The following is a 12,582-nucleotide window of genomic DNA, read 5'->3' as shown; positions in this document are numbered from 1 at the left end:
TATGACGTGAAAAATGCTTTATCACTTCTATTTTGAGCAATTTTTGTTAAATTATCATTCTTAATATTTAAAAATCACACACTGAAATTGGGAAATTAAAATGAAAAAATATGTTATTCGTGAAAAAAGCTTTGGTTATAACGATGAGTTTTTTTATGTAATTGGACATCGTATGAGCAATGTGTTTGATGATAAACAGCAAGCCGAAGTGGTCTATAAACAACTTGAAATTAAAGCTGCACGTAACTTTTTTTTATATGAAGTTGAATCATTAGTTGATGCAGATGAGGCATTATTAAAACAATTAGATGATTTTGTCTTTTCACGTTGTGGTGAACATATTTATCAGGAGGGAGAGGTTTCTCGAGAAACCTTGCCTGAAAGCTTAAATGATGAAGATACTTTTGAGTTTATTCAGCTTGCTAACATGCAAAGTTATCAATTAATTCATTTTGATCAAGACATTAAGTTCTATGGTTTATGGTCAGTGAAAAAACAAGCATGGGTGGAAGAGCATGATGAGTTTTTTGCAGGTTTAGTGTATGCAGATCAACCTGAACAATTAAAAACGAATGTCGGAACTATTTTTGCAGATTACGATTATGATGATATTGAATTGAAAGGTTCATTCGAAGATTTATCGGAACAACCTGTATTATTACAAGCCTTAATAAAAAATAATAAAGCGTTAAAATATAACAATAAAAGTCAAACATTAATTATTATGCAAGGCTGGGAAGAGGAGGGGTTGTATGCGGTTAATCCTTTATTAAAACAGCCTTTATTTGAAATCAAAGAAATTAGTTTAGATGAAATTCAGACGATTGAAAAAGAATTGGCGGAGCAATATGGCTATGATGAAGAATAAGTTTGTACTTTAGTCAATAAAAAAACCAGTTGCGGGCAACTGGTTTTTTATATTGTAAAAATTTATGCTTACATATTTGAAAGAATTGAATCTTTCACTTGAGCCATTGTTGCATCAATTGACAGCATCACGGCATCAGCGCATTGCTTGATTGCAGTATCTGGATCTTTTAAGCCATTACCTGTTACTGTGCATACAATTACAGAACCTTCAGCAATTTTACCCGCTTTAATATCGCGAATTGCACCGCCAATAGACGCTGCTGAAGCAGGTTCTACAAACACACCTTCATACATAGAAAGTAAGCGTTGTGCTTCAAGAATTTCACTATCTTGAAGTTCATCAAACCAACCTTTTGAATCGCGTACGACTGCTTTTGCATGGTTCCAGCTTTGTGGGTTACCAATACGAATTGCCGTTGCGATCGTTTCTGGGCTTTCGACTGGAGCACCACGTAAGAATGGCGCTGCGCCAGAAGCTTGATAACCGACCATCGTCGGTAAACCTTCTGGTTTAGGACCTGTGAATTGATCTGTTGCAGCATCATAGATAACAGATTCAAACTGATCAGCAGGTTGATTTGCAACTGCTTCGGTATAACCCATCCAGTGAGCCGTGATATTACCTGCATTACCAACTGGTAAGCAGTGATAGTCAGGTGCGCGACCCAATGCTTCTACGATTTCATAAGCAATCGTTTTTTGGCCTTGCAAACGGTAAGGGTTGATTGAGTTTACGATCGTCACAGGCGCTTGATCTGCAACTTCTTTTACGAGGCGCATACCATCATCAAAGTTACCGCGGATTTGCATGGTGATCGCACCATACATCATCGCTTGCGCCATTTTACCCATTGCGATTTTGCCTTCTGGGATTAATACGAACGCTTTAATACCTGCACGTGCTGCATATGCTGCTGCTGCTGCTGAAGTATTTCCAGTAGATGCACAGATAATCGCTTTTGAACCTTCTTCAACAGCTTTTGTTACAGCCATCGTCATACCACGGTCTTTAAATGAACCTGTTGGGTTAAGACCTTCGTATTTCACATAGATTTCAACGTTTTTGCCAATAATACGTGGAATATTCTCAAGTTTAATAAGAGGAGTATTTCCTTCACCTAGAGAAATTGCACGTGTAGTTGCAGACACAGGTAAACGGTCACGATAACGATCTACAAGACCAGTATAACGATTGGCATTCGACATGATGGTGTTCCAATATGAGGTAGAGAGAAAATCCCTCCCAACCTCCCTTTTCCAAAGGGAGGAGTTCCCCCTCTTTTATAAAGAGGGGTGAGGGGAGATTTAAACTGATTAACTATCGAGCGATTCTAAACGAATTCTTACGATTTCGCCACGAATAGCTGGTAATGCTTGAATTTGAGCAAGTGCTTCATCCATTTTTGATTCAACAATTGGATCTGTTAAAATCACGATAGGAATCAAATCTTTCAAGCGAGATTGCTGCATGATCGCATCAATACTGATACCAGCACGGCTGAGAATGGTGGTTACATCAGCGAGTACACCCGTTTGGTCTTCAGCATTTAAACGGATGTAATATCCAGTCGTCATTTCTTCGCGACTGAGAATTGGCATGTTTGTTAGTGCTTCAAATGCCAATTGTGGAATCGTTCCTGCACCATCTTCGGTATAAGAAATATCACGTACGATATCAATCACATCAGCAACAACTGCAGAAGCCGTTGGACCAGCACCTGCACCAGCACCATAGTAAAGTGTTGGGCCTACGGCATGTGCTTGTACCAATACTGCATTTTTAACACCGTTCACATTGGCAATCAGTTGTTCTGCTGGAATCAGTGTAGGATGAACACGTAACTCAATACCATTACTTGCACGACGTGCAATACCCAAATGTTTGATACGGAAGCCAAGTTCTTCAGCATATTTCACATCTTGTGCTGTAATTTTGCTAATGCCTTCTGTGTAGACCTTATCAAACTGTAATGGGATACCAAAAGCACATGACGCCAAGATAGTGAGTTTGTGCGCAGCATCAATGCCTTCTACATCAAAAGTTGGATCTGCTTCAGCATAACCGAGTTCTTGAGCTTCTTTGAGCACATCATCAAATGCACGGCCTTTTTCGCGCATTTCAGTCAGAATGAAGTTACCTGTACCATTAATGATACCTGCAAGCCATTGAATATGGTTTGCAGCTAGACCTTCACGAATGACTTTAATAATTGGAATACCACCAGCAACCGCTGCTTCATAAGCGATTTGAACAGCATTATCTTCAGCTGCTTTAAACAACTCATTACCATGTTCTGCAAGTAGTGCTTTATTGGCAGTGACAACTTGCTTGCCATGTTTGATGGCTTCCATGATAACTTCATAGGCAGGATGAATACCGCCCATCACTTCGACTACGACATCAACATCAGGTTGACGTACGATGTCCATGAGATCATCACTTTGTTTGATCCCTTCGAGTTGTAAATCTGGACGTGGACGGCGTGTGCCTACATGTGTAATTTGAATTTCGCGACCGGTACGGCGTTTAATTTCAGCAGCATTTTCTTGTAATAATTTAAGGGCTCCACCACCTACAGTACCAAGACCGAGTATCGCCAGACGAACTGGTTTCACGTCACACTCCATTTTATTCAATCATTTTAATGAAGCTTGATCATAGCTAAAAAAGTGCGCAGACACTAGGGCTAAGATCATCTTTAATCTGTCGCCCGAGTCGTGGTGAGACGGTGTAGAGAATGTTTTATTTTTCTAGGTGTTTAATGATTTCATCTGGAGTCATGTACCCACCTAAATACACACCTTCAACATTATAAATTGCAGGTGTGCCATTCACGCCCATATTTAAGCCTAATTGATATTGATCACGAACTGGATTTTTACATTCTGCTGATGCAACTGGTAAGCCTTGCGCAGCTTGATCGAATGCAGCTTTACGATCTTGACTACACCAAATCGCTTGCATGGTTGGCATAAATTGCTCTCCGCGTGGCCATGCTATGTAACGGACTTCAATGCCTTTTGCATTAATTTCAGCAAGATGTTCATGTAGTTTGTGACAATAAGGGCAGCTTGAATCGGTGAATACATAAATGACGTGTTTCGCTTTACCCCCTTGTGCTGGGTAAACGATAAGGTCCTCAGTTTTAAGGGTAGCTAAGTGCTTTTTATTTTCACCCGCTTGTAAGCTTTCACTCACATTACGTAATTGTTTTTCTCCAAGATGAATGACATCGCCCTGAATAATATATTGCCCATCACTGGTCGCATAAACCGATCCCATACCTTCTAGGCTGACCCAAAATAAATTTGGAACCTCAGTTTTTTTAATGGCAAGAATTTTGGCGTTGATATTGGCGGTTTTAAAATTTTTTTCTAAAGTAGAAACTAGACGTTGTTGCGTATTACGTTCATTTAACGTTGATGCTTCACCAGTAGCTGGCGCACTCGCTGTCAGAGCATCAGGCTTTTGTGCTGAATTTTCTTTTGAACAAGCACTGATCAAGAGTGTTGAAGTTAATGCACATGCAATAAACAACTGAGACCGAGTAAACAACATAAACAACCTTTCATACTGTATTTATAAGTTTGACCAAGCATACCAAAAATTTAAATTGAGTTCGTTAAATCTTGCTGATGCCATGTGAATGAAATCATGTTGATTGATAAAAGGTAGTTTTATCCTCTTGGATGGTATTTGTTATGTAGTTCTTGCATCCGATGCTGAGCAACATGCGTGTAAATTTGAGTAGTTGATAAATCACTATGACCAAGTAACATTTGCACAACACGTAAATCAGCACCATGATTGAGTAAATGGGTTGCAAAAGCATGGCGTAAGGTATGGGGTGATAACTCTGCAAGAATATTGGCTTGTAGTGCATAACGTTTAATCGCATACCAAAAATTTTGCCGACTCATGATGCCGCCATGTTGCGTCAAAAATAAATAATCCGTACTACTTTTATAGAGTTGTGGACGTGATTCAGTTAAATATTTTTCGATCCAGTCGCAAGCATGTTGTCCAAGTGGGACAAGCCGTTCTTTATTGCCTTTACCCGTAACCCGTAAAAAACCTTGTTTTAGATTAATCAGTTCTAAACGTAAATTCAGTAACTCTGTCACACGTAAGCCACAGGCATATAACACTTCGAACATCGCACGATCGCGTAGACCTAGCGCTGTATTGACATCGGGTGCATTGATTAATGCTTCTACATCTTGTTCTGATAAATCTTTGGGTAAAGCACGTCCAATTTTAGGAGAACGATGGTTTGCAACGGGATTATCATCTCTGAGTTTCTGTTCTCTCAGAAATTTATAAAATTGACGTAAAGCAGATAAGCAGCGTGCAATGGAGCGTGGGCTTTTGCCTGCTTTAGTGAGTGCAATTAATACATCAGCAATATCATCACTCGACCATTGCGTTAATGTCACATTTGGATGTAACTCAGCACATTGAATAAGATCTGATAGATAGGCATTACGTGTATGTGGACTCACGGTTTGCGCCACTAAATAATCACGGAAACCGTGTAAAAAACTGAGATGTTCTGGAATTGTGACTGCAGTTGGAATACGAGGTTTTTTATTTAACATAATCAGAAAAGTCCTTCATTCAACTGCACTGTAAAAGAAAAATGAATTGTTGTCGATCTGTCACAGAAGCGAATGCCATTGAGATTGTTTTTGGTAATTATTCTCATTTGTCTGTATACTCTAGGAGAAAAGAGTTTAGGGTTAGAAGCGGTGCGATTGTCAGCATTAAAAGTCAAGCAAACGGCGATGATTACTAAAGTGAATCGCTTAGTAGATGATGCCGAACAGCCAGACCTTGTGGCTATTCGTTTAGAGAGTTTAGGCTTTGTGCCTGGTACACAAGTACAGGTGATTACCAAAGGTATTTTTGGTGGTGACCCGATTCTAATCCAGATTGGTTTTACTCGTTTTGCATTGCGTAAAGCTGAAGCCGATAAAATTGAAATTCAACGTGAAGGAGCGCCTGCATGAGTGATGCGTTACGTGTTGCCCTTGTGGGAAATCCAAACTGTGGTAAGACCTCTTTATTTAATCATCTGACAGGAACACGTCAGAAAGTTGCCAATTATGCAGGCGTTACGGTTGAGCGTAAGGTCGGGCATTTTCAACTCCCTTCTGGAAAAGCTGTACGTGTGCTGGATTTGCCAGGCACTTATAGTTTACAGGCAACAAGCCCTGACGAAGAAATTACCCGTGATGTGTGTCAAGGCAAGATTGCTGAAGAAGGGCAGCAAGATGCATTTTTATGTGTCATTGATGCGACTAATTTAAAGCTTCATCTCGGATTGGTGCTAGAAATTATTGAGTTAGGTCGTCCCATCCTTGTCGTGTTAAACATGATGGATGAAGCACGTCGTCGTGGAATTCAAATCAATACTCAAAAATTATCAGAGCGATTGGGCGTTCCCGTGGTCGAGACAGTCGCTGTGCGTAACTCAGGTATTGAGAACTTACTGCACGCATTAGATCAACAAAAATATACAGTGCCGCATACCGAACTCAGCGGATTAACGGGCGAGCATCATCAGAAAATTCAAGTTATTTTTAAAGATGTCGTTCACTTTGTTGATCAGGAAGATAAGCGTACTGATTTTCTCGACAAAATATTTTTGCATCCTGTATTGGGCTTATTAAGCCTTGCTGTGATGATGTTTATTGTGTTCCAAGCTGTATTTGCTTGGGCAGCTCCATTTATGGATGGGATTGAAAGTCTTTTTGGATGGTTAGGTACGACACTTGGTGCCCATATTTCACAGCCTTTACTCCATAGTTTAGTTGTTGACGGGATTATTGCGGGTGCAGGTGGCGTTGTTGTGTTCTTGCCCCAAATTTTGATTCTGTTCTTCTTTATTTTAGTGTTGGAAGAGTCTGGGTATTTACCACGCGCAGCTTTTTTGCTCGACAAATTAATGTTTAAAGCAGGCCTCAGTGGTCGTGCGTTTATTCCGTTACTTTCAAGCTTTGCGTGTGCAGTGCCGGGCATTATGGCAACACGTAGTATTAGTGATCCGCGTGATCGTTTTACCACGATTATGGTTGCACCATTAATGACTTGTTCAGCACGATTACCCGTCTATGCTTTATTGATTGCTGCTTTCATTCCAAGTCAAATGGTATGGGGGATTTTTAATCTACAAGGCTTGGTACTCTTTGGCTTATATATGTCAGGGATCGTAAGTGCATTGTGTGTTTCGATTGTGATGAAATTTCTACAAAAAGATAAATCACAACATGCGCTATTACTTGAGTTACCAAGTTATCGTATTCCAGATTTAAAGAGCGTTGGGATTGGTTTACTTGATCGTGCCAAAATCTTTTTAAAACGTGTGGGTGGGATTATTTTTGCCCTTTCGATTTTACTTTGGTTTTTATGTACGTTCCCACAAGCGCCAGAGGGTGCGACACAACCTGCAATTGATTATAGTTTTGCGGGAATGTTAGGTCACTTGATACAACCAATTTTTGCCCCAATTGGTTTCAACTGGCAGATTTGTATTGCATTGATTCCAGCAATGGCAGCACGTGAAGTAGTCGTTGCAGCATTAGGTACAGTCTATGCTTTATCTGGCGCTGATGATGATGCAGTGGCACAAGGCTTATCACATCTGATCAGTATGGATGGTACAGGTTGGTCGCTGGCAACGGGTTTATCTTTATTGGTTTGGTTTATTTATGCGCCACATTGTTTGGCAACCTTAGCAACGGTACGCCGTGAGACGGGTTCATGGAAACATGTTGCAGTGATGACGACTTATTTATTTGGTTTAGCGTATTTAATGTCTTTCTTTACTTACCAAATTGCATCACGCATTTGGGGTTAAGCAAGCAATCTCACCGTGAGTTGCCATAACGGTAGCTCATCCCTTTAAAACGGGAGCTAATGATTGGAGAGTGGTTTATGTTTGAATACTTGATTATTGCTGTATTGGTGCTGTGGAGCGCGCTTGTTGTCTTTAAAAAAGTGTTCCCTAAAACCGCAAGTTCAAGCTTTCTTGCCTTATCGAATCTCTGTCAGCGTTTGGGTTGGCACCGTTTGGCAATGTGGTTAAAGCCTAAAATCGTGGTGGGTTGTGGCGGAGGTTGCGGCTGTGCTGTCGATGATAATAATGAACCCAAGAAACAAGAAACCATTCAAGCGGTCAAATGGCGTTAAAAGATAATGAGTGCTCATATTCTAGGGTATGGGCAATTTTTTAATGACCTAAGAATTAAAATAAAGAGTCATCGAATGAATCAACTAGAAAATATAGAAACAAAAGTATTAAGCCTTAAACATAAGTTAATTTTGTTCGGTTTCATCGTGTTGCTGAATATTTTTGCTATTCTAAATTGGTCGGAAACTCATCATTTAAAAGCAATTTTATCCAAATAGCCGTAAAACCTCGCCCTTCAGGGCGGGGATATAAGGCTGCAATCCGCTAGTCCCCCTTGTGAGGGTGAGGAACGATTAAAGTTCCGCAAGAGGATTGCTAATGCGGTGTCTGTGTTAACACGTCAACTGGTGTCGTATTAGTGTGTTTTAGATTGATGATTTAGTACAATAATTGCTAAAATAACGTTATGAAAACACTTAAATTCCGCATAAAAGACAAACATTGCAAGATGCTAGACCAACTAGCATCCGAAGTTAATTTTGTCTGGAACTATGTCAATGATTTGTGTTTCAAGCACCTACAGCGTAAACAACAATTCTTTTCAGCATACGATATTGCTCAATACACCAAAGGCACATCAAAAGAATGTAACTTGCATAGCCAAACCATACAGGCAGTGACAGAAGAACTCATCACAAGGCGTAAGCAGTTTAAAAAAGCTAAATTAAAATGGCGTGTCAGCAATAAGAAATCAGCAAGATGCTCACTTGGTTGGATACCTTTCAAAAAAGTTGCTGTGAAGTATGCTGATGGTTATGTTCAATATGGCAAGCATCAATTCAAACTATGGGATAGTTACGGACTATCAAAATACAATGTCAAAACAGGCTCGTTTGTAGAGGATAGTCGTGGGCATTGGTATGTATGTCTTGTGGTTGATGCCGTCAAAACAGAAAAAACCACTGCTAAAACCTCAATAGGCATAGATTTAGGCTTAAAAGATTTAGCCACTTGTTCAGATGGCGTAAAACTTAAAGCTCCTAAAATCTATCGACAATATGAACAAAAACTAGGAATTGCACAGCGTGCAAGAAATAAAAAGCGTGTCAAAGCAATCCACGCCAAGATTAAAAATATACGTCAAAATATGCTGCATCAATTCAGCCATAAACTGGTAAATGAACATGCAGCCATCTTCGTTGGCAATGTGAATGCCAAAGCACTAGCACAGACAAAATTAGCCAAGTCTGTATTAGATGCGAGTTGGACAACACTAAGAACCATGCTCAAGTATAAATGCGAGAACGCAGGGGTATGGTTTGAAGAAGTCAATGAAGCCTATACCACCCAAACTTGTTCGTGCTGTGGCTCACGCTCCAGTAGTCCGAAAGGTAGAGTAGGACTTGGAATAAGAGAATGGCAGTGCATGGAGTGCGGTACACTCCATGATCGAGATATAAACTCGGCACTGAATATTCTTGCGCTCGGACATGAGCGTCTCGGAGGAGGAATCCCCAGTCTTGCGAAGCTTTAGTCGCTTCTCAGGTCGGGGAGGATGTCAAGGTTAAGACCTGAGATTATTCATTTTCAGCTACGAAATGCCACAGCCAAGAAAATTGATGGGATAATGTATGTTGCGATCATCTTATGGGTATTTTCTTATTTTATCCCTGATTAATTGGGAATGGTGAGCATTTTAGTCACAGCCCTACAGAGAACCATTGTTGTTGTCACTGCGTTATCTTTCTTCATTCAGAATGACTAAATCTCACGAAACGTATTTTTATCTAAAAATTTTGCGCTATACGGTTCATATTGCAAACATCTGTTGAATGTGAACAATTCCCTATACACGATATAGATTCACTTTTACGCACTGACACAAAAAAGCCTGAATAAAACGAAAACTGAAAAAGCATTTAAAACAGTAAAGTGCTAACATTTTTGCCATTCTGTAATCTGCAAAAAATGGGGCAAAAATGTTAATACAACGTGGTGGATTAAAAGTTGTGGCTGGTTTGGGAATTTCGGGTGTTTCAGCAGTCAACTTCCTACATGAACAAGGCTACCAAGTTGCAGTAACGGATTCTCGGGAAACACCGCCAGGGCATGATCAAATCCCTACAGGTGTGCGTACCAGTTTTGGGAAATTAGATACAGAACTTTTATTACAAGCAGAAGAAATTATTCTTAGTCCAGGGCTTGCACCTCAGTTGCCTGAAATTCAACAGGCGATAGAAAAAGGTATTCCAGTTGTTGGTGATATTCAACTGCTACGCCGTGCTACAGAAGTACCCATTGTCGCAATTACAGGCTCAAATGCAAAAAGTACCGTCACCACTCTCATTGGGCTGATGGCGCAGGATGCAGGTAAAAAAGTGGCGGTTGGAGGCAATCTTGGACGTCCAGCATTGGATTTACTCAAAGATCAGCCTGAGTTGATTGTTTTAGAGCTATCGAGCTTTCAGTTGGAAACAACTTCACATTTAAATGCAGAAGTGGCTGTTTTGTTGAATATGAGTGAAGATCATTTGGATCGTCACGGTGATATGTTTGGCTATCACAAAGCCAAACATCGAATTTTCCAAGGTGTAAAAAAGGTTGTTTATAATCGTGATGACAATTTGAGTCGTCCGCTTGTACCTGATGTTACACCAATGCAAAGTTTTGGTCTGAATGCGCCTGATTTAAATCAATATGGTGTGTTGCGTGATGCAGATGGCACGATGTGGTTAGCGCGTGGCAGAGAGCGTTTGATTCAAACCTCTGAAATGTACATTCAAGGCATGCATAACGTTGCCAATGCGCTTGCATGTTTGGCACTCGGTGAGGCGATTGGTTTAGCAACGGCATCTATGTTAGAAACACTTAAACACTTTAAAGGTTTGGAACATCGTTGCGAATACGTCAAAACAGTTGCAGGGGTACGTTATTACAATGATTCTAAAGGAACCAATGTCGGTGCGACTCTTGCTGCAATTGATGGTCTAGGTGCTGCAATTGAGGTGAAAAAAGGCAAACTGGCATTGATTTTGGGTGGGCAAGGCAAAGGGCAAGACTTCAAAGCTTTACGTGGTGCAATTCAAAAATATGTTAAATCAGTGATTTTAATTGGCGAAGATGCCGCTGTAATTGAACAAGCAATTCAAGGTACAACCTTGATTCAACATGCAGCAAGTTTAAAAGAAGCCGTTGCACTCGCTCAGAATGGCACACAAGCTGAAGATGTGGTTTTATTATCACCTGCCTGTGCGAGCTTTGATATGTTTAAAAGCTATAATGATCGCGGACAGCAATTTGTGGCATGTGTACATGCCCTGAATGAAAATAAAAATTAGGAACAGATTTATGGCTGATTTAGCCCAAAATACGGTACAAAAGATTTCGCAATTATTGAATCGGTTGCCCAAGCTTCCTGCAGAAATGACAGCACGTAATATTCTCATTTTTTGCGTCATTTCTTTGCTGTGTTTCGGTTCGGTCATGGTGGCATCCGCATCGATGCCATATGCCGAATATATTCATGAGAACCCATTTTATTTCTTGGTTCGTCATGGTATTTCGATTGTTGTTGCCTCCATCGTTGCATTTTTAACTTATAGAGTTTCTTTGAATTTATGGTTCAAGAATGCTTTTCCTTTATGGCTAGTAACGATGGTCTTGTTGTTGGCTGTACTGGTTGTTGGCTCAGAAGTGAATGGTGCTCACCGTTGGATTAAGGTTGGTGGTTTTACATTGCAGCCAACAGAGATTGCTAAAATTGTGATGGCAATTTTTACCGCAGATTATGTGGTTCGCCGTGCTAAAGAAGTTCGAACGCATTGGAAAGGTTTATTGCGTTTGAGTGGAGTAATGGCATTAACGGTTGGATTTATTGTCGCAGAACCAGACTTAGGGGCAACAGTTGTAATTGTACTCATGATGGTTGGTGTGTTTTTCTTGGCAGGCGCACCCGCAACACAATTCCTAATTATGTTAGGAGCAATTCTTGCAGGGATTACAGCACTTATTTTATTTGAGCCTTTCCGTTTCCAGCGATTAATTTCTTTTACAAACCCTTGGGCAGACCCATTAGGAGTCGGTTATCAGTTATCAAATGCTTTGATGGCATTTGGGCGGGGAGAGTGGACTGGAACAGGCTTAGGTCATAGTGTGCAAAAACTTTCCTATCTTCCTGAAGCACATACGGACTTTATGTTGGCTGTCCTTGGTGAAGAGTTTGGTTTTGTTGGTGTGACCTTGGTGATGGTTCTGTCCTTTACTATGCTGGCATGCTGTATTCGAATAGGACATCGTGCTTTGCAACATAATTACTTGCGTGCAGGCTATTTGGCATACGGTATCAGTATTATTTTTCTCATGCAGATTTTGGTAAATGCGGGGATGAATATGGGCTTGATGCCAACCAAAGGTCTGACTTTACCCTTCATTAGTTATGGGGGAACATCTTTAATGATGTGTGCTGCAATGATTAGTCTAATCCTGAAAATTGATGCATCAACGCAAGAACTCAATCCAGTTAAAGAAGAATCAAATTTCTAATCGTATCGAAAATAAAAAGCTCTACTTTAAGTAGGGC

At 40.3% G+C, this 12,582-nt stretch carries 11 protein-coding genes; 7 read left to right on the top strand and 4 right to left on the bottom strand.

What is annotated here, in order from left to right; translation table 11 throughout:
- Nucleotides 1-100 precede the first annotated feature (100 nt).
- Complete coding sequence (locus O1450_RS14900; RefSeq protein ID WP_269229048.1) at nucleotides 101-868, top strand: hypothetical protein; 768 nt, start codon at nucleotides 101-103, stop codon at nucleotides 866-868.
- 68 nt (nucleotides 869-936) lie between these two features.
- Here O1450_RS14900 and thrC read toward each other — a convergent pair whose 3' ends face one another.
- From thrC to xerD, 4 genes are all read right to left on the bottom strand, one after another.
- Entirely contained in the window at nucleotides 937-2,076 is a 1,140-nt protein-coding gene (thrC, locus tag O1450_RS14895) for a threonine synthase (protein ID WP_004659414.1), read from the bottom strand.
- A 108-nt stretch (nucleotides 2,077-2,184) separates the two neighbouring features.
- Nucleotides 2,185-3,486, bottom strand: a complete 1,302-nt coding sequence (locus O1450_RS14890; protein ID WP_004659413.1) for a homoserine dehydrogenase — start codon at nucleotides 3,484-3,486, stop codon at nucleotides 2,185-2,187.
- A gap of 127 nt (nucleotides 3,487-3,613) precedes the next feature.
- Nucleotides 3,614-4,429 carry a DsbC family protein gene (locus tag O1450_RS14885; protein ID WP_269229047.1) on the bottom strand — a complete coding sequence of 272 codons (816 nt, stop codon included), beginning with the start codon at nucleotides 4,427-4,429 and terminating at the stop codon, nucleotides 3,614-3,616.
- 119 nt (nucleotides 4,430-4,548) lie between these two features.
- Entirely contained in the window at nucleotides 4,549-5,469 is a 921-nt protein-coding gene (gene xerD / locus O1450_RS14880) for a site-specific tyrosine recombinase XerD (RefSeq protein WP_269229046.1), read from the bottom strand.
- Nucleotides 5,470-5,619: 150 nt separating this feature from the next.
- Between xerD and O1450_RS14875 the strand changes: the two genes are divergently transcribed.
- The 6 genes from O1450_RS14875 to ftsW all read left to right on the top strand — a co-directional run bounded on the left by O1450_RS14875 (nucleotide 5,620) and on the right by ftsW (nucleotide 12,545).
- Nucleotides 5,620-5,880: a FeoA family protein gene (locus O1450_RS14875; protein WP_018679148.1), complete on the top strand. Its 261-nt coding sequence runs from the start codon at nucleotides 5,620-5,622 to the stop codon at nucleotides 5,878-5,880.
- Nucleotides 5,877-7,730: a ferrous iron transporter B gene (feoB, locus tag O1450_RS14870; RefSeq protein WP_269229045.1), complete on the top strand. Its 1,854-nt coding sequence runs from the start codon at nucleotides 5,877-5,879 to the stop codon at nucleotides 7,728-7,730. The genes O1450_RS14875 and feoB overlap by 4 nt, the downstream gene beginning before the upstream one ends.
- Nucleotides 7,731-7,807: 77 nt before the next feature.
- On the top strand, nucleotides 7,808-8,062 hold the full coding sequence (locus O1450_RS14865; protein ID WP_269229044.1) for a DUF6587 family protein: 255 nt from the start codon (nucleotides 7,808-7,810) through the stop codon (nucleotides 8,060-8,062).
- A 407-nt stretch (nucleotides 8,063-8,469) separates the two neighbouring features.
- Complete coding sequence (locus O1450_RS14860) at nucleotides 8,470-9,537, top strand: RNA-guided endonuclease InsQ/TnpB family protein (protein ID WP_269229043.1); 1,068 nt, start codon at nucleotides 8,470-8,472, stop codon at nucleotides 9,535-9,537.
- A 445-nt stretch (nucleotides 9,538-9,982) separates the two neighbouring features.
- The gene (gene murD, locus O1450_RS14855) at nucleotides 9,983-11,341 is read left to right on the top strand and encodes a UDP-N-acetylmuramoyl-L-alanine--D-glutamate ligase (RefSeq protein WP_269229042.1); all 1,359 of its coding nucleotides are present in this window, start codon (nucleotides 9,983-9,985) and stop codon (nucleotides 11,339-11,341) included.
- Between the two features lie 10 nt (nucleotides 11,342-11,351).
- Entirely contained in the window at nucleotides 11,352-12,545 is a 1,194-nt protein-coding gene (ftsW, locus tag O1450_RS14850; RefSeq protein ID WP_269229041.1) for a putative lipid II flippase FtsW, read from the top strand.
- Nucleotides 12,546-12,582 lie beyond the last annotated feature (37 nt).

The sequence above is a fragment of the Acinetobacter sp. TR11 genome, assembly GCF_027105035.1.
GTDB lineage: Bacteria > Pseudomonadota > Gammaproteobacteria > Pseudomonadales > Moraxellaceae > Acinetobacter.
The sequence above is the reverse complement of the archived record's forward strand: the minus strand, read 5'-3'. Positions and strand labels throughout refer to the sequence as shown.